At 59.9% G+C, this 17,668-nt stretch carries 13 protein-coding genes, 1 tRNA gene, 2 pseudogenes and 1 riboswitch; of the genes and pseudogenes, 7 read left to right on the top strand and 9 right to left on the bottom strand.

Annotated elements, in window-relative coordinates; all coding sequences use genetic code 11:
* The first annotated feature begins 149 nt into the window (after positions 1-149).
* Together AC0L4F_RS10180 and AC0L4F_RS10175 are read left to right on the top strand one after the other, a co-directional pair.
* Positions 150-1,350: pseudogene (locus AC0L4F_RS10180) on the top strand (penicillin-binding protein activator).
* A complete protein-coding gene (locus AC0L4F_RS10175; protein WP_473446352.1) occupies positions 1,310-4,129 on the top strand; it encodes a [protein-PII] uridylyltransferase in 2,820 nt (939 codons plus the stop codon). Before AC0L4F_RS10180 ends, AC0L4F_RS10175 begins: the two are co-directional and overlap by 41 nt.
* A 233-nt stretch (positions 4,130-4,362) precedes the next feature.
* On the opposite strand, the gene aroC is transcribed toward AC0L4F_RS10175, so the two are convergent.
* On the bottom strand, positions 4,363-5,478 hold the full coding sequence (aroC, locus tag AC0L4F_RS10170) for a chorismate synthase (RefSeq protein ID WP_244688005.1): 1,116 nt from the start codon (positions 5,476-5,478) through the stop codon (positions 4,363-4,365).
* Between the two features lie 91 nt (positions 5,479-5,569).
* Positions 5,570-5,675: riboswitch (TPP riboswitch) on the top strand.
* Between the two features lie 36 nt (positions 5,676-5,711).
* On the opposite strand from aroC, the gene AC0L4F_RS10165 reads away from it, so the two are divergent.
* From AC0L4F_RS10165 to AC0L4F_RS10155, 3 genes are read left to right on the top strand one after another with little or no spacing between them, the layout of a single operon-like run.
* Entirely contained in the window at positions 5,712-6,698 is a 987-nt protein-coding gene (locus tag AC0L4F_RS10165; RefSeq protein ID WP_473446350.1) for a thiamine ABC transporter substrate-binding protein, read from the top strand.
* The gene (locus AC0L4F_RS10160) at positions 6,674-8,188 is read left to right on the top strand and encodes a thiamine/thiamine pyrophosphate ABC transporter permease ThiP (RefSeq protein ID WP_244688003.1); all 1,515 of its coding nucleotides are present in this window, start codon (positions 6,674-6,676) and stop codon (positions 8,186-8,188) included. Before AC0L4F_RS10165 ends, AC0L4F_RS10160 begins: the two co-directional genes overlap by 25 nt.
* On the top strand, positions 8,181-8,870 hold the full coding sequence (locus AC0L4F_RS10155) for a thiamine ABC transporter ATP-binding protein (protein ID WP_244688001.1): 690 nt from the start codon (positions 8,181-8,183) through the stop codon (positions 8,868-8,870). Before AC0L4F_RS10160 ends, AC0L4F_RS10155 begins: the two co-directional genes overlap by 8 nt.
* A 91-nt stretch (positions 8,871-8,961) precedes the next feature.
* On the opposite strand, the gene AC0L4F_RS10150 is transcribed toward AC0L4F_RS10155, so the two are convergent.
* The 7 genes from AC0L4F_RS10150 to dapF all read right to left on the bottom strand — a co-directional run bounded on the left by AC0L4F_RS10150 (position 8,962) and on the right by dapF (position 15,448).
* Positions 8,962-9,762, bottom strand: coding sequence for a cytochrome c1 (locus AC0L4F_RS10150; RefSeq protein WP_244688919.1), 801 nt, complete (start codon positions 9,760-9,762; stop codon positions 8,962-8,964).
* Positions 9,763-9,777: 15 nt separating this feature from the next.
* Positions 9,778-11,127 (bottom strand): cytochrome b, encoded by a 1,350-nt coding sequence (gene petB, locus AC0L4F_RS10145; protein ID WP_244687999.1) that lies wholly within the window; start codon positions 11,125-11,127, stop codon positions 9,778-9,780.
* An 11-nt stretch (positions 11,128-11,138) separates the two neighbouring features.
* Positions 11,139-11,699, bottom strand: coding sequence for a ubiquinol-cytochrome c reductase iron-sulfur subunit (gene petA, locus AC0L4F_RS10140; protein WP_244687996.1), 561 nt, complete (start codon positions 11,697-11,699; stop codon positions 11,139-11,141).
* A 316-nt stretch (positions 11,700-12,015) separates the two neighbouring features.
* Positions 12,016-12,621 (bottom strand): glutathione S-transferase, encoded by a 606-nt coding sequence (locus tag AC0L4F_RS10135; RefSeq protein WP_244687994.1) that lies wholly within the window; start codon positions 12,619-12,621, stop codon positions 12,016-12,018.
* Positions 12,622-12,704: 83 nt separating this feature from the next.
* Entirely contained in the window at positions 12,705-13,334 is a 630-nt protein-coding gene (locus AC0L4F_RS10130; protein WP_244687992.1) for an FMN-binding negative transcriptional regulator, read from the bottom strand.
* Between the two features lie 3 nt (positions 13,335-13,337).
* Complete coding sequence (gene mtaB, locus AC0L4F_RS10125) at positions 13,338-14,615, bottom strand: tRNA (N(6)-L-threonylcarbamoyladenosine(37)-C(2))-methylthiotransferase MtaB (RefSeq protein WP_280520551.1); 1,278 nt, start codon at positions 14,613-14,615, stop codon at positions 13,338-13,340.
* Positions 14,612-15,448, bottom strand: a complete 837-nt coding sequence (dapF, locus tag AC0L4F_RS10120; protein WP_244687990.1) for a diaminopimelate epimerase — start codon at positions 15,446-15,448, stop codon at positions 14,612-14,614. Before dapF ends, mtaB begins: the two co-directional genes overlap by 4 nt.
* A 104-nt stretch (positions 15,449-15,552) precedes the next feature.
* Here dapF and AC0L4F_RS10115 point away from each other — a divergent pair.
* Both AC0L4F_RS10115 and AC0L4F_RS10110 read left to right on the top strand, forming a co-directional pair.
* Positions 15,553-15,628 (top strand) — tRNA-Lys (locus AC0L4F_RS10115).
* Positions 15,629-16,153: 525 nt separating this feature from the next.
* On the top strand, positions 16,154-16,495 hold the full coding sequence (locus AC0L4F_RS10110) for a phage integrase N-terminal SAM-like domain-containing protein (RefSeq protein ID WP_244687988.1): 342 nt from the start codon (positions 16,154-16,156) through the stop codon (positions 16,493-16,495).
* 53 nt (positions 16,496-16,548) lie between these two features.
* Here AC0L4F_RS10110 and AC0L4F_RS10105 read toward each other — a convergent pair.
* Positions 16,549-17,644, bottom strand: a pseudogene (locus AC0L4F_RS10105) (IS3 family transposase).
* Positions 17,645-17,668: the final 24 nt, after the last annotated feature.

Below are 17,668 nucleotides of genomic sequence, written 5' to 3'. Positions count from 1 at the left end.
AATACAATCCTGGCGCGATCCGACGGGAATCTCTTTGCCAGTTCCGACCCTCATTCACATTCGCCACTGGACCCGCTCCGCTCTGTGTTTATTATCGCATCAAATCACACGGTCACCGCCGTGTCGTCAAACCACGAAGTGAGATGCCCATGTTTGCCGTTTTGTCCGCCGCCCGCAAGCGGTTGCGTCTGCCCCGGATTTTGCGCCTGGCTGTCGCCAGCTTTGGCGTTCTTGCACTCGCCGCCTGTGAACCGATCCAATTTGGCGGTGTCGGCGCGGGTGACAACACCGGTCAGCGGATCAACACCGATAACCCGGTGCCTGTGGCGCTTTTGCTGCCCAAAAGCGACGCCGGGGCCAGCGGCGTGGCGCAGGCACTGGAAAACGCGGCGCGCCTTGCTGTTGCCGATCTTGACGGGGTGCGCATTGATCTGCGGGTTTACGACACGGCCTGGCAACGCAGGTCAGGCCGCAGCCCAGGCGCAAAAGGCCGTCGACGAAGGGGCGAAAATCATCCTTGGCCCTCTGTTCGGCGAGGCGGCCAATGCGGTCGGCGTTGCCGTGTCTGATGACAACGTGAATGTGCTGAGCTTTTCCAACAACCCGTCGATCGCCGGGGGCAACGTATTTGTTCTGGGCCCCACATTCCGCAATACGGCCAATCGCCTGTTGGGCTATGCTGCACGCAACGGCAAATCCACCGTCGCAATTGTGTACCCCAACAACGTCGAAGGCCAGTTCGGCAAGGCGGCGATTGAATCCGCGGCCAGCACAAACGGCCTGCGCGTCACTGCGGCGGAATCTTTTGAATTTTCCCAGGCCGGCGTGCTGAATGCGATGCCCCGTATCGCCGCCGCCGCACGGCAATCGGACGCGGTGTTCCTGACATCCAATGCCGCCGGGGCCTTGCCGCTTCTGGTGCAATTGCTGCCAGAGAACGGCATCGCGCCTGACACCACGCAGTATATCGGCTTGGCGCGGTGGGATGTTCCCCCCCAAACCCTGGCGTTGCCCGGTGTTCAGGGCGGCTGGTTTGCCCTGCCGGATCAGGCGCGCACCGCAAGTTTCAACAGCCGCTATCAGGGCGCTTATGGCACATCCCCGCATCCGCTGGCCGGATTGGCCTTTGACGGGATCGCCGCAATTGGTGCCTTGGTCGCCCAGGGCAAATCCGACGCGCTGACACGTGGCGCATTGACGCAAACCGCCGGTTTCCAGGGGGTTGGCGGGGTGTTCCGTCTGCGGCCCGACGGCACGAATGAACGCGCGCTGGCGGTGGCCTCTGTGCGCGGCAACAAGGTGGTAATTCTTGACCCAGCCCCCAAAGCATTTGGCGGAGCAGGCTTCTAAAGCCGCCCAAAAGTCTAACGCTGCACGAAAGACCGAATTGACCGATTTTCTGATATGCCCCGCGGCAGAGATCTTTGACTCTGCCGCGGTCGAAACCCTGATCGCCCAATTTGACCGTGATCAGCCGGGCGAATTCCGCAAGCTTCTGGTGAAACACCTGCTGGACGCGCGCAAGGCCGGGATGGAAACCATCGCCGCCGCGTTTCACGCCAACCCACTGGCCGCTGAATCCGCCAAACGCACCTATACCTGGCTGACCGACCAATTGGTGCTGACCGCATGGCGGGTCGCGACCGAAATGCTGCATCCGCTGTCCAATCCCACCGCCGGTGAACGGCTGTCGTTGATTGCGGTGGGCGGCTATGGCCGCGGGGAAATGGCGCCGTTTTCCGATGTGGACTTGTTGTTTCTGACACCCCACAAGATCACCCCTTGGTCCGAGAGCGTGATTGAATCCATGCTCTACATCCTGTGGGATCTGCGGTTGAAGGTTGGCCATGCGTCGCGCACGGTGCGCGATTGCATTCGCCTCGGCGGCGAAGATTTCACCATTCGCACCGCGTTGCTGGAACACCGGCTGCTGGCGGGCGACAAGCGGCTTGCGCGGGATCTGGACACCAAACTGCAAAAAGACCTGTTTCAGGGCAGCGAACGGGAGTTCGTCGAGGCCAAGCTCGAAGAGCGCGACGACCGCCACAAGAAGCAGGGCGGCCAACGCTATATGGTCGAACCCAACATCAAAGAAGGCAAAGGCGGGCTGCGCGATCTGCAATCCCTGTATTGGATTGCAAAATATGTGCACCACGTAGACCACTCAAGCGAGCTGGTGGACCTTGGGGTGTTTCGCCCCGAAGAATACGAAACCTTTGTGCGGGCGGAAAATTTTCTTTGGGCGACCCGCTGCCATTTGCATCTGGTGTCAAACCGGCCACAGGAACAGCTGGCGTTCGATCTCCAGGTCGAGGTCGCGTCCGCCATGGGCTATGTCGACAAGGGCGGGCGACGCGCGGTCGAACATTTCATGCAGGACTACTTCCTGCACGCCACCGAAGTGGGCGATCTGACCCGCATCTTCCTGACCTCGCTAGAGGCAGACCACACCAAGGGCCCGCCGCTGATCGACCGTTTCTTTCGCCGCCAACGCCGGGTCAAGGCAGGCTATTCGGTGATCCACGGTCGGCTGGCAATTGTTGATGACACGGCATTTCTGGCTGACAAGCTGAACATCCTGCGCCTGTTCGAAGAAGGCCTGCGCAGCGAATTGCTGATCCATCCCGATGCCATGCGATTGGTCAAGGCGAACCTGCATCTGATTGACGACGACATGCGCCGCAATCCGGCGGCGGCGAAACTGTTCCTGGATCTGCTGCTACGTCATGGCAACCCGGAACGCGCCCTGCGGCGGATGAACGAATTGGGGGTGCTCGGGGCCTTCCTGCCAGAGTTCAAAACCATCGTCGCCATGATGCAATTCAATATGTACCATCATTATACCGTCGACGAACACACGATCCAGGTGATCCACCATCTGGCGGAAATCGAACGCGGCGAGCTGGGCGAAGAGCTTCCTGTATCAACCGACATCATCGAATCCGGCATTGACCGAAAGGTCCTGTTTGTCGCGCTTCTGCTGCATGACATTGGCAAGGGGCGGGACGAAGACCACTCGATCCTGGGCGCGCGTATTGCCCGCACGGTTGCGCCGCGGTTGGGATTGAACAAGAAGGAATGCGAAACCGTCGAATGGCTGGTGCGCTATCACCTTTTGATGTCCGACATGGCCCAGAAACGCGACATTGCCGATCCACGCACCGTGCGCGATTTCGCCAAGGCGGTGAAAACCGTGGAACGGCTGAACCTGCTCTGTGTGCTGACGGTCTGTGACATTCGCGGCGTCGGGCCCAACACTTGGAACAACTGGAAAGCGGCCCTGCTGCGGGCGCTGTACCGCCAGACCCGCCGCGCGCTTGAGGGCGGAATGGAGGCGCTGAACCGCGAAAACCGCGGGGCCGAGGCCAAGAAGCTGCTGCGCCAAACGCTCAAGGATTGGCCGGTCAAGGATCTGCGGGCGGAAACCGCGCGCCACTACCCGCCTTATTGGCAGGGCCTGCATGTGACGGCGCATCTGGCCTTTGCCAATCTGTTGCGTGATCTTGGCGATGCTGCAATTGCCATCGACCTGCACCCCGACGAAGACCGCGACGCCACCCGGGTATGTTTTGCCATGGCCGACCATCCCGGTATCTTCAGCCGCATGTGTGGCGCGCTGTCGCTGGTCGGGGCGAATGTGGTCGATGCCCGGACATTTACCACCAAGGACGGCTTTGCCACGGCGGCCTTCTGGATTCAGGATGCCGAAGGCTCCCCCTATGAGGCCAGCAAACTGCCGCGCCTGCAATCCATGATCCAGAAAACCCTTCAGGGCGAGGTCAAGGCGCGCGAAGCCATCAAATCGCGCGACAAGATCAAGAAACGCGAACGCGCCTTCCGGGTGCCAACACATATCACCTTTGATAACGATGGCTCGGAAATCTACACAATCATCGAGGTCGACACCCGCGACCGCCCCGGCCTGTTGTTCGACCTGACCCGAACATTGGCCAATGCCAATGTCTATATTTCATCGGCGGTGATTGCGACTTACGGCGAACAGGTGGTGGACAGTTTCTATGTCAAAGACATGTTCGGCTTGAAATTCCACTCGCCCACCAAACAAAAGTCGCTGGAAAACAAATTGCGCGACGCGATTGAAAAAGGGGCCGAACGGGCACGGTCCTGAAGCGGGCAATCACGTCAACCAAAACCCGAAACCGGGCGCCTGCCCGGCTGCTCCCGGTTCAACCCCCTGTCTTTCATCTGACCTTAAATATCCCGGGGGGTTTGGGGGGCTGGCCCCCCATCTGCCCTGTGGTTTGGGGGGCTGGCCCCCCATCTGCCCCCCATTTGACCTATGGTTTGGGGGCTGGCCCCCAAACCTGTCGACACGCGAAGGCGTGGCGAAATCCGGGCCCGTTAACCGATCCGGCCCAATGTCTCTCCCACGTCGCCGCCCATCTGGCCGCGATGCATCAGGATATGATCCAGCAACACACAGGCCATCATCGCCTCGCCCACCGGCACCGCGCGGATACCGACACAAGGGTCGTGACGGCCCTTGGTGATGATCTCGGTCTCTTCGCCGGATTTGGTGATTGTCTTGCGCGTGGTCAGGATCGACGACGTCGGCTTGACCGCGAAACGCACCACCACATCCTGACCCGTGGAAATCCCACCAAGGATACCGCCCGCGTGGTTCGAGGAATAGACCGGCCCATCCGGCCCCATGAAAATCTCGTCGGCGTTTTCCGACCCGGTCAGCGCCGCCGTCGCCATGCCGTCGCCAATTTCCACCGCTTTGACCGCGTTGATCGACATCATCGCCGTGGCCAGATCGGTGTCCAGCTTGCCATAGACCGGCGCGCCAAGGCCCGCGGGCGCGCCCTGTGCGACGACTTCGATTACCGCACCCACCGAATTATGGGCATCCTTGCGCAAATGCCCAAGATAGGCATCCCATTCCGGCACCGCCGCTGCATCGGGCACCCAGAAATCATTACGCCCGATTTCGTCCCAATCAAACCGCGACCGATCAATGTGCTTTTCGCCCATCTGCACCATATAGCCGGTGATTTTCAGCCCCGGCAGCATCTGCGCCAGCACCGCCCGCGCCACGCCACCGGCCGCAACCCGTGCTGCGGTTTCGCGCGCCGACGACCGCCCACCGCCGCGATAATCGCGGATGCCGTATTTCTGCCAATAGGTGATATCGGCATGACCGGGGCGGAATTTTTCAACAATATCGCCGTAATCCTTGGACCGCTGATCGGTATTGCGGATCATCAACTGGATCGGCGTGCCGGTGGATTTGCCTTCGAACACCCCCGACAGAATCTCGACCGCGTCCGGCTCCTTGCGCTGGGTGGTGTTCTTGTTCTGGCCCGGCTTACGTTTGTCCAACCAAATTTGCAGGAACTCTGCATCAATCTCCACGCCCGGGGGGCAGCCATCAACGGTCGCGCCCAATCCCGGTCCGTGGCTTTCGCCCCAGGTGGTGACACGGAACATGCGGCCAAAGGTGTTATAGCTCATGACAAACCCTCCATTTCCTTTCGTCTAAGCCGCCACTGGCCGGGTCTCAAGCACAATTGGCTTGTGGCGCATAGGGCAAAGCCCTAGAAATGGCCTCACCTCGGGGTGCTGATCCATATGACCAGCTGAGATGCACATGCGAACCCGTTGAACCTGAACCGGCTAGAACCGGCGGAGGGAAGGTCGATTGCGCAAGCATGCCCCTACTCCGCCCACAACATTTGGAGAGCCCCATGCTGGGACGCACCATCGTTGCGGGACTTGTTGCAGCTTCGGCCACCGTGGCCGCGGCGGATACCCCCGTTTTGACAGTATACGCAGGCGATTATTTCAATTCCGAATGGGGCCCCGGCCCCGGGATCGAAGCCGCGTTTGAGGCCCGTTGCGACTGTGATCTGCAATACAAGACCGGCGATCTTCTGCCCCGCATCCTGTTGGAGGGCGAACGCACAGAAGCCGACGTCGTGATCGGTCTGACATCGGACATCACCAAAAAGGCGCGCGACAGCGGGCTGTTTGCCCCACATGGCGCCGACATGTCGGCATTGACCCTGCCGGTGGACTGGACGGATAAGATCTTTTTGCCGTTCAACTATGGCCACACGGCGTTCATCTATAACAACGAACTGATCGACACCCCGCCAGCCTCGTTCGAGGCACTGCTTGACGCGCCGGATGACCTCCGGTTGGTGATCCAGGACCCGCGGTCGTCGATTTCCGGTCTGGCCCTCGTGCTTTGGGTGCAGGCCGTCTATGGCGACGGGGCCAAGGCAGCCTGGGAAAAGCTCGCGCCGAAAATCGTGACAGTGACCAAAGGCTGGTCAGAGAGCTACGGGCTTTTCACCGATGGTGAGGCCGACATGGTGCTCAGCTACACCACATCCCCAGCCTATCACATCATTGCCGAAGAAGACCTGACCAAATCGGCGGCGATTTTCCCCGAGGGGCATTACTTCATGGTCGAACTGGTGGCGAAGCTGGCCGGCACGGACAACCCCGATCTGGCCGATCAATTCATGCAGTTCATCCTGACCGAGGAATTCCAGTCGATGATCCCGACCTCGAACTGGTCATTGCCTGCGGCGCTTCCGGTCGAAAAATGGCCCGAAGGGTTCCGCGAACTGCCGATGCCGGAAAAGGTGCTGTTCTATTCAGAAGATGAAGCGGCCTCGCTGCGGGATACAGCGATCGAAGCATGGCGCAGCGCGCTTTCGCAGTAACGCTGCCTTTCGTTTGGGCGCTTTTCGCTGCGGGGCTGGTGATCGGCCCCGTGGTTGCGGTGATTATGCGTGCCGGGGGCCTTGGCGGCCTTGGCACGCCGGAATATGCCGCCCTGTGGTTCACGATCTGGCAGGCGGCGCTGTCTGCGGCGGTGAGCGTCGTTCTGGCCATTCCGGTAGCCCGCGCCCTGTCGCGGCAACAGTTTCCCGGGCGCGGCGCATTGATCGCCCTGCTTGGCGCGCCGTTTATCCTGCCGGTGATTGTCGCGGTTCTGGGCTTGTTGGCGGTTTTTGGCGGCAATGGTCTGGTGAACCAGATCGGCGGCTGGCTGGGCCTGCCGCGCATTGATATTTACGGCTATCACGGCGTGATTCTGGCGCATGTGTTTTTCAACCTGCCGCTGGCCACACGTTTGATTTTGCAAGGCTGGCTGGCGATCCCGGCGGAGCGGTTTCGCCTGGCCGCGTCGCTTGATGCGCCGATGGGCCGGGTGCTGGAACGTCCGATGCTGGCGCGGATCGCGCCGGGGGCTTTTGCGGTGATCTTCGTGATTTGCCTGACGTCGTTTGCCGTGGCGCTGACGCTTGGCGGCGGGCCAAAGGCCACAACCGTGGAACTGGCGATCTATCAGGCGTTCAAATTCGATTTCGATTTGGGCAAGGCCGCGACCCTGGCGCTGGTTCAACTGGCCATGGGCATGGCCGCCGCATTGGCCCTGTTCGCGCTGTCGCCCCCCGCTGGGTTGGGCGCCGGGCTGGACCGGGTGCCGCAGCGCTGGGATGGGCGCGGCCGTGTGGTGCGGATCGCCGATTTCTGTTGGATCGGCTTTGCGGCACTGTTCCTTTTGACACCGCTTGCCATGATCATTGTGTCCGGCCTGCCGGGGCTTTTGGCGCTGTCTGCGGATGTCTGGTCGTCTGCGTTACGATCGCTGAGCGTTGCGCTCGGCGCGACCGCATTGACGATCCTTTTGGCCCTGCCGCTGGCCACCAAACTGGGTGAGCTGGCCGGGTTATTGGGGGTCGCCGTGTCGGGATTGGTGCTGGGCACGGGGCTTTTTCTTTTGGTGCAACCCTTCGTGCGCCCGGCAGAGGTCGCATTGCCAGTCACATTGCTGGTCAATGCTCTGATGGCGCTGCCCTTTGTATTGCGTATCCTGCGGCCAGAGCTGGACGCTGCCCGAGAGGATTACGGCAGGCTGGCTGCGACGCTTGGGATCACCGGCTGGGCGCTGTGGCGCATCGTGCTATTGCCGCGCCTGCGCCGCCCCTTGGGCTTTGCTGCCGGTCTGACAGCGGCGCTATCCATGGGGGATCTTGGGGTGATCGCCCTGTTTGCCGATGGTGAACATGCCACTTTGCCCTTTCAACTCTATCAGCTGATGGCGGCCTATCGGATCGAGGCGGCACAGGGCGCGGCGCTGTTGCTGCTGATGATGAGCCTCGGGCTGTTCTGGATCTTTGACAAGGGCGGACGAGCCAATGCTTGAACTGCGTGACATCACCCTGCACCTGGAGGGCTATCACCTCGCCGCCAATGCCGAATTCAAAGGACGGTTCACCGCCCTGATCGGCCCAAGCGGGGCAGGAAAATCCACGATTTTGAGCATGATCGCCGGCTTTCTGTCGCCAAGTCGTGGCCAGATCCTCTGGGACAATCGCCCATTGGATGGGTTGGCACCGGCCAAACGCCCGGTCAGCATTCTGTTTCAGGACAACAACCTGTTCCCGCATCTGACCATCGCAGCCAATCTGGCACTGGCGTTGACCACCAAACGGCCCACCCCCGCCCAAATGGAACGGATCAACGCCGCTCTGGCGCAGGTCGGGTTGGCCGACATGGGCACAAGAAAGCCCGCCGCGCTGTCCGGCGGACAGCAAAGCCGCGCGGCACTGGCGCGCGTTCTCTTACAGGACCGCCCCCTGATGATGCTGGACGAGCCGTTTTCGGCGCTTGGCCCGGCATTGCGGGCAGAGATGCTCGACCTGGTGGCGCAATTGGCGGCGGATGCGGGAATCGCGGTTCTGATGGTCAGCCACGCCCCCGAAGACGCCAAGCGGGTCGCAGATCAGGTCGCGCTGGTCGCCGATGGCCAGCTTTTCCCGCCGCAATCCACCGACCGGCTTTTTGCCGATCCACCGCCGGAATTGCGCGCCTATCTGGGCGTTTGATCTGGACCTTTGATCTGATGCCAAAGAAAAAGCCCCGCCAAAACGGGGCTTTTTACGTTCAACAGGCTGAGCTTGCGCTCAAACCATCCGTTTACTTTGCGGCCAGTTTGGCCTGCTTCTTGATCGGCGCCCAGATGCGTTTGTTGGTCAGATAGAGCAGCACCGACAACAGCACCAGGAACAGAACACCGGTCAGACCGGCCTGTTTGCGCGCCATCATCTTCGGCTCTGCCGTCCACATCAGGAAGGCGGACACATCTTCGGCAAGGTGGTGCAGATCGGCAGAGTGGCCGTCGGCAAATTCCACCAGATCGTCATCAAGCGGCGGTGCCATCGAAATCCAGCCACCCGGAAAGGCGGTGTTTTCGTACAGCGTCACACCTGCCTCGGTCTTCTCTTCGCCGGTGTAGCCGGTCAGAAGCGAGGTGATGTACTCTGGTCCGCCCATGCCGTTGAACAGCTGGCTCAGACCGGTGCCATAAGGACCGTGGAACCCGGCACGCGCCTTGGCCATCATCGACAGATCCGGTGCACCCGCAGCCGTGTTTTTCGGGAAGTTGTCGGTTTCCGCCGCCGGGCGATAATCGTCCAACGCGGCATCGAAAACTTCAAAGTTCTGGGACGCATAGGCGCGCACCTGATCTTCCGGCAATTGCGGGCCACCTTCGTCGGCCAGCGTGCGGATCGGCACATATTGCAGACCGTGGCAGGCAGAACAGACCTCGGTATAGACCTGAAGCCCGCGTTGCAGCTGCATCTGGTCAAAAGCACCAAAAGGCCCTTCGAAAGAGAAATCCACGTCGTGGATATGCCCTTCGTCGCCGGCGGCCAAGGCCGCCGAAGTTCCGATTGCCAGCGCCGCTACCGCGGAGAGGGTGAGTTTCTTGATCATCATTCTCTCGTCCTCTTACTCAGCCGGTTGCTGGGATTTACGACCAGCAGCCTTGGCGGCCTTCTTGGCCATTTTGGCATTGAAGTCGGCTTCGATGGTCTCTGGCGGGGTTTGCGGTTTCTCGATCACACCCAGAAGCGGCAGGATCACCAGGAAGTAGGCAAACCAATAGGCCGCGGCAATCAACGAGAAGGTTGCATAAGGCTCTTCTGCGGGCATGGCGCCCAGCCACATCAGCGCGACAAAGTCGATCGCCAGAAGCCAGAACCACCATTTGAACATCGGACGGTATTTGCCCGACCGCACAGACGAGGTATCGAGCCACGGCACAACCGCCATCACACCGATCGCCCCAAACATTGCCAACACACCAAAGAATTTCGCGTCGACGATGCCGCCGGTCACAAAGCTGGCGAATTGCACGACCCACACCTCAGAGGTGAAGGCACGCAGGATTGCGTAGAACGGCAGGTAATACCATTCCGGCACGATATGCGCGGGCGTCACCAGCGGGTTGGCTTCGATATAGTTGTCCGGGTGGCCCAGATAGTTCGGCATGAACCCGACGATGGCAAAGAACACCACCAGGATCACCGCCAGGGCAAAGACATCCTTGATCACGAAATAGGGCCAGAACGGCACGGTGTCTTTTTCGGCTTCGGCTTTCGACGTGCGGCGCACCTCAACCCCTGTTGGGTTGTTGTTGCCGGTGGTGTGGAAGGCCCAGATATGCACCGCCACCAGTGCCGCAATGACGAAAGGCAGCAGATAGTGCAGCGAGAAGAAGCGGTTCAGCGTGGCATTGTCCACCGCCGGTCCGCCCAGCAGCCAGGTCTGGATCGGTTCACCAATGAAGGGGATCGCGCCAAACAGGCCGGTAATCACCGTAGCACCCCAGAACGACATCTGACCCCAAGGCAACACATACCCAAGGAAGCCGGTCGCCATCATCAACAGATAGATCAACATGCCGATGATCCATGTGATTTCGCGCGGTGCCTTGTACGAGCCATAGTAAAGCCCGCGGAAGATGTGCAGATAAACCGCGATAAAGAACAGCGACGCGCCGTTCATGTGCAGATAGCGGATGAAATGGCCGCCATTCACGTTGCGCATGATATGTTCGATCGAAGCAAAGGCCAGATCAACATGCGGCGTGTAATGCATCACCAGAATGATGCCGGTGACGATTTGCAGCGCCAGACAGAATGTCAGGATAATGCCCCAGATCCACATCCAGTTCAGGTTCTTGGGCGTCGGGATCATCAGGGTATCATACATCAGCCCAACAATGGGCAGACGGGTGTGAACCCATTTTTCGATACCGGATTTCGGTTCGTAATGGTCGTGAGGAATACCAGCCATATGTCCGCTCCTTAACCCAGTTTGATTGTTGTGTCGTCTTCAAAGACGGCGGGCGGCACATGCAGGTTTTCCGGTGCCGGACCCTTGCGAATGCGCCCTGCTGTGTCGTAGTGCGAACCGTGGCAAGGGCAGAACCAACCACCGAAATCGCCAGCGCCGTCCCCCAAAGGCACACAGCCGAGGTGGGTACAAACACCCATCATCACCAGCCATTCATGCGCGTCGTCCATGGTGCGGTTCGCGTCGGTCGCGTCCACTTCGCCCTTGTTCGGGTTGCGGGCCGAGGTATCAATCAGCTGGCTCATCTCGACAGCTTCGCCTTCGGCAATCTCGTCTTCGGTACGGCGGCGAATGAACACCGGCTTGCCCAGCCATTTGACCGTCAGCTGGGTTCCGACCTCTACGCCCGACACATCAACCCGGATCGAGCTGAGCGCGCGCACATCGGCGGAAGGATTCATTTGGTTGACCAATGGCCATACCGCAGCACCTGCGGCTACGGCCCCCGCCCCTGCGGTGGCGTAGTAGAGAAAATCTCTGCGGGTGCCTTCGTGATCGTCTGCGTGGGACACGAGTGATCTCCATTTCAGCGCCAGTAGTCTGGCTGTAAATTCCCGTCCATGCCTTCCCATAGGAAAACACAGCTCTCCGGTGCGGTGTTTAGCGCCGTGCCAATTGGGCGTCCAGCGTTCAAAAGAGCGCAGGCCCCATCGCGCCGTAATGTCGCGCCAAAAACACGTTGAAATCAACCGGTCGAATGCCCAATGCGGCAGATTTCGGCATTTTTCGCTGGCCGATGCTGCGGAATTATTGCCGGGCGGCGGCCTTTGCCGCCGCGCAACGCGAATCTTTGGCGGCTGACCGCCCCCGGATCTGTCGGATCGGCTGTCACCCCTTGGGGGTGGTCGCCATCATTGATGGACGCTGGCAAAAGGCCGCATGCCAATCCGCCAATGCGGTATACCCGGTGCGCCAGCTGCGCGCGTCATGGCGAAAATCCAGATAGGACAAGGCGCAGGCCACCGAAATCTGTCCCATATCCAGCGGACCGTGCAAATGGCTGATCCAGCGGGTGTTCAACGCCGAAAGGGCGCGATCAACCTTGGTCCATTGCGCCTCGATCCAATCCTGTGATTGCTGGGCTTCGTCGCGGAACCGAATTTCATAGACCATCAGCACCGCCGCATCCATGATCGCATCCCCCGTCGCCTCAAGCGTCAGAGTGTCCCATTGGCGCTGCTGCGGATACAGGCCGCCATTAACCCGCGAATCCAGGAACCGGCAAATCACCCGGCTGTCGTAAAGTGTCGGCGCATCCGGGCGCACCAGCGCCGGGATCTTGCCCACCGGATTGGCGGCGATCAATTCGGCGGACGGCCCGGCGGGCGCGGCGACAACCGCCTCGTATTCGACCGCGTTCACCTGATCGGTTTCGTGCAATGTCACCATAACCTTGCGGACAAAGGGTGACGTGCCAGCCATCAACAATTTCATGTGGAATTTCCCGGTCTGATTTCAGCCAGTTGCAAATGGCAGCCAGCATTGGAACATATGTCATTCGGCCGCAGCCTAGCACCTTAGGCGTCCTTGTCCACGCCCCACATCAATGCGGACAGCGCGGCAATTTCCTGACCCTGACCATAGGCCGCCACACCCCCCGCCGCCCTGTCGCGCACGGCATCGGTTTTGTTCTGGCCCAGCTTCCATGTGCCATCAATCTTATCCACCACAAACCGGAACGGCGCGATCATGCGCATCATCCGGTCCAGCACCTCTGGTGTCATCTTGTCCGTCGACCAGGGTGGTTTGGGCAACAGCCGCTCTTCGAACAGCGCCGATTGCCGGTTCAGAATGTCCCACAGCCGGTCCAACGGCAGCGGCTCCAGCCGCCCGACCAGATGCACCGCCACATAGTTCCAGGTCGGCACCTGATCCTCGACCCCGTACCAATCGGGCGAGATATAGGAATCCGGCCCGTTGACGGCGATCCGGGCGGGCATTGCCGCCTTGCAGGCCCGCGCAATGGGGTTTGAGCGAACAAGATGCAGTTCGGCCTCGGCGCCATCTTCGGCCAACAGGAACGGCACATGGCTGAGCATCGGCGCAGCATCCGCCGCGCCAACAGCCAGCATTCCAAAGCCCCGCTCGCGCGCAAAGCCCAGGTTACGCTCCGCAGCTTCGCCACGGAAAATCGGATTTGGGTGCATCCCTCAGACCACCAATTGGTGGCCATCAAAGCCGGCAATCGTCGCTGTCACGATCTGGCCTTCTGGCTGGGGCGCGGCAAAGCGGACTTCGGCAAATTGTTCGGTGCGGCCCATATTGGGATTTTCCATCAGGATCTGATGGCTGCGGCCCTGCTGGGCACCAAGATGCTGCGCCACGCGCAAGTCGCCCGCAGCCCGCAGCCGCGCAGCGCGGTCCTTGATCGCCCGGCCATTGACCTGCGGCATCCGCGCCGCCGGCGTGCCGGGACGGGGGCTATAGGGAAAGACATGCAGCCAGGTCAGGCCGCAATCCTCGACCAGTTTCAGCGAATTGTCGAACATCGCTTCGGTCTCGGTCGGGAAACCGGCAATGATATCGGCCCCATAGGTCATGTCCGGGCGCAATTTGCGCGCCTCTTCGCAAAACGCAATCGCATCATCGCGCAGGTGCCGCCGTTTCATCCGCTTCAGGATCATATCGTCACCGGCCTGCAACGACAGATGCAAATGCGGCATCAGCCGGGGTTCGGTGGCAATCGCCTCCATCAGCGCCGGATCGGCCTCTATCGAATCAATGGACGAGATCCGCAATCGCGACAGATCCGGCACCAGCTTGAGGATGCGCCGCACCAGATCGCCCAAACGCGGCGTTGCCGGCAGGTCGGCCCCCCAGGACGTCAGGTCCACCCCGGTCAACACCACCTCGTTATAGCCGCGATCCACCAGCCGCTTGATCTGGTCCACCACCACACCGGCGGGCACCGACCGCGAATTGCCCCGGCCATAGGGAATGATGCAGAAGGTACAGCGATGGTCACAGCCGTTCTGCACCTGAACATAGGCCCGGGACCGCGTGCCAAATCCGTCGATCAGGTGACCAGCGGTTTCGGTGACCGACATGATGTCGTCGACCATGACCTTCTCGGTCTCGCCAACGAAATCGGCCGCCATCCCCTGCCATGTCTCTGGCATCATCTTTTCGGTATTGCCAATCACCGCATCGACCTCTGCCATCGCGGCAAAGGTTTCGGGCTCGGTCTGGGCGGCGCATCCGGTCACGATCAGCCGTGCCTCGGGATTGTCACGCCGCAGTTTGCGAATTTCCTGGCGGGCCTTGCGCACGGCTTCGGCTGTGACGGCACAGGTGTTGACCACAACCGCGCCCTGCAAACCGGCCTCGGCGGCCAGTTCCTTCATCGCCTCGGTTTCATAAGCGTTCAAGCGACAGCCCATGGTCGAAAAGACCGGCGGCTTCACCGCAGGTTTGTGCGGGGCGTTCATTCCAGACTTTCCAAAAATTGCGTGGTCAGCGTACCGGAAAACACGTGGCTGGTCGGTCCGGTCAGCCAGAGACCTTCATCCGAGATCTCGACATGAATCAAACCGCCATCCAGCTTTATCATCACCTCGCGCCCTATCAGCCCCCTTCGATAGGCCGCCATTGCGGTGGCACAGGAGGACGAGCCCGAGGCCAGCGTCACACCAGCGCCCCGCTCCCACACCCGCATCCGCATGGCGTTTTCGCCGGTCACCGTGGCAAATTGCACATTGGTGCGTTCCGGGAACAACGGGTGATGTTCCATTTCGGCCCCGCGGGTCTCCAGGTCGACCGCCATCACGTCATCGACAAAGAACGTGCAATGCGGGTTGCCCATGCCAGTGCCCACCGGATCCCCCGCGATCGGCAGGTGCAGCGTGTCCACGTCCTCTGCCAGGGGGATGTCCTGCCATTCGGTCTGGGCGTGGCCCATGTTGACCGCCGTGAACCCACAACCCGCATCGCGCGCCAACAGCACCCGGTCGCTGGTTTGCAGGCTCAGCTCTGACTTGCCGGTCTCTTCCATCAGATGGCGGGCAATACAGCGCGTGGCATTGCCACATGCGGCCGAGGTTGACCCATCTGAATTGTAGAAAATCAAAGCGGCATCGGCATCGCCACTTGGCAGGATGACCGCCAATTGGTCGAAACCGACACCACGGTGCCGATCCGCCAGCGCCTGGGCCAGCGTCGGCGTCACCTCGACCGTTCGCGCACGCCCGTCCAGGACAACAAAATCGTTGCCCAACCCGTGCATCTTCATAAACGGCCAATTGTTGTTTTGCGCATTGCTCATAGGGCGGCATATACGCCCCTGCCCAAACTTATTCCAGTCCCATGCTTTTTTTTGCGTTTTCGGGGTTGACCCCCGCCGCCGGTCTTTCTAGATACGCCGCCAGTGGGCCGTTAGCTCAGTTGGTAGAGCAACTGACTTTTAATCAGTAGGTCGATGGTTCGAACCCATCACGGCTCACCACTTTAATCAATAACTTAGCGTGTTGTGTGTGGCTTTGCCGAACCCGTTGGTTCCGTTCTGGGGACCCAAGAGGGACAAGCGCTGGTGTGTCAGCCTTTAGGTTCGCCGACGCCTGTAATCGCGGTAAAGCGGAAGCGGAACAGTTCGTCATTGAATTTGGATCGGCGACGATAAGGTGGCTGAATCAGATAGCCTGCAAATGAACTTTCATGAGGAAATATCCCAGACGCAGGTCGGCACTACCGGATCTCCAGAGAAGTACCTGTCCACGTCGCAAGCGTCCGGTTCTTTCGTGTGCCCAACTATGCAATGGATTGTATTGGAGCGACGTTAGATCAAGACTGCACCACCGAAGAAGCCCAAAACACACCCAGCGTTTTACAGGTAGGGCGGAAGGACGAAGCCGCTCGCGCGGCAATGGCGCTTGTGGCTGGCGTATTGGACCGATCCTGACGGCGCGCATTTTGTAATCTGGCTGGCCTGTTTGACGATTGGGGTTCTTCAATCTGACGACAGGAGGATCTCATGAAAGAGGAGAAGATGACTCCGCTGCGTGAGCGGATGATTGAAGACATGCACATTCCTGGAATGTCGCCGAAGACCCAGCAGGGCTATATCAAGGAGGTGCGGAACTTTGCGGAGTTCATCGGGCGCTCACCAGATATTGCAACGCCGGATGAGTTGCGCGCGGACCAACTCCACATGACCGATAACGGCGTCCCGACCGGCGTGCTCAACACGAGAATTGTATCGCTGCGGATCCTCTTCGGTATGAGCTGTGGGCACGAAGAGATGAAGCTGTATATGCAGTTCCGACGCAAGCCGATGAAGCAGCCCGTTGTTCTGGGTATTCAGGAGATGACCTGAGCCCCAAGTTTCCTCCAGCTTTGTGCGGAGTCCTTGGGGTTAAACCTTTGGCGTTAGGCCGCCATCTTGTCCATCGCCTTTCTCTGCAAAAATTCCATTGGTGTCAGGTTACCCAATGCTGAATGTGGTCTGCGCCAGTTGTAATCCTCCTGCCATTCTTCAAGCGTCTTGCGGGCCTCGCCCAATGTGCCGATGAGCGTTTCATTGAGGCATTCATCCCGCAGCTTGCCGTTGAAGCTTTCGATGAAGCCGTTCTGCTGGGGCTTTCCAGGCGCGATGTCGTGCCAATCGATGCCTGCATCCTGAACCCATTTTAGGATAGCCATGCTGGCGAGCTCGGTTCCGTTGTCTGAAATGATTGTCTTTGGCATGCCGCGTTCAGCGATCACGCGGTCCAGCTCTCTGGCAACCCGTTGGCCCGACAGGGATGTATCTGCGACCAGCGCCAAGTTTTCTCTACTATAATCGTCTACGACGGCCAGAATGCGGAAGTGGCGGCCATCCGTCAGGGCGTCAGACACGAAATCCAGCGACCAACGCTGGTTGGGCCATCAGGCAGCACCATTGGCTTCCTCGTGCCCAAAGTGCGTTTCCTTCCCCCCCTGCGGCGCACCTGCAGCTTTTCCTCGGTATAAATGCGCCTCACCTTCTTGTGGTTCACCGCAAAACCTTCTCGCGCGATCATGACGTGGACACGACGGCAACCAAACCGTCGCCGTTCCCGCGAAACCCGCTTAATTGCATCTCGCAGGTTGGCATCATCGCCACAACGCGACTGATACCGCACCGATGACCTATCAACTTGCAGAACATTTCACGCCCGCCGCTGGCTGACTTGATGAACTTCCATCAAATACACCACAGCTTTCCGCCTCCCAACGGGCGTCACCACTTTTTTGAATTGATGTCTCGTAGCATGGCGTTGTCCAACATCTGTTCTGCGAGCAGCTTCTTCAGCTTGCCGTTCTCGTCTTCCAAAGCCCGCAACCGCTTCGCATCCGACGGTTCCATGCCACCATACTTCGATTTGTATTTGTAGAACGTCGCTGAACTGATCCCGTGCCGCCGACACACATCAGCAGTCTTCTCCCCAGCCTCCTGTTCCTTGATCATCGCAATGATCTGTTCGTCCGTAAATCGTGCCTTCATTTGTCCGTCCTTTTGCTGGGCGGA

Source organism: Marinovum sp. J2-8 (genome assembly GCF_055808435.1).
The sequence above is the reverse complement of the archived record's forward strand: the minus strand, read 5'-3'. Positions and strand labels throughout refer to the sequence as shown.

Coding starts and splice junctions, on each gene's coding strand:
- aroC (WP_244688005.1), bottom strand. CDS start 5,478: ATGAGCTATAACACCTTTGGCCGCATGTTCCGTGTCACCACCTGGGGC.
- AC0L4F_RS10110 (WP_244687988.1), top strand. CDS start 16,154: ATGAAAGAGGAGAAGATGACTCCGCTGCGTGAGCGGATGATTGAAGAC.
- AC0L4F_RS10160 (WP_244688003.1), top strand. CDS start 6,674: ATGGCGCAGCGCGCTTTCGCAGTAACGCTGCCTTTCGTTTGGGCGCTT.
- AC0L4F_RS10150 (WP_244688919.1), bottom strand. CDS start 9,762: ATGATCAAGAAACTCACCCTCTCCGCGGTAGCGGCGCTGGCAATCGGA.
- AC0L4F_RS10135 (WP_244687994.1), bottom strand. CDS start 12,621: ATGAAATTGTTGATGGCTGGCACGTCACCCTTTGTCCGCAAGGTTATG.
- AC0L4F_RS10155 (WP_244688001.1), top strand. CDS start 8,181: ATGCTTGAACTGCGTGACATCACCCTGCACCTGGAGGGCTATCACCTC.
- AC0L4F_RS10130 (WP_244687992.1), bottom strand. CDS start 13,334: ATGCACCCAAATCCGATTTTCCGTGGCGAAGCTGCGGAGCGTAACCTG.
- dapF (WP_244687990.1), bottom strand. CDS start 15,448: ATGAGCAATGCGCAAAACAACAATTGGCCGTTTATGAAGATGCACGGG.
- AC0L4F_RS10165 (WP_473446350.1), top strand. CDS start 5,712: ATGCTGGGACGCACCATCGTTGCGGGACTTGTTGCAGCTTCGGCCACC.
- petB (WP_244687999.1), bottom strand. CDS start 11,127: ATGGCTGGTATTCCTCACGACCATTACGAACCGAAATCCGGTATCGAA.
- mtaB (WP_280520551.1), bottom strand. CDS start 14,615: ATGAACGCCCCGCACAAACCTGCGGTGAAGCCGCCGGTCTTTTCGACC.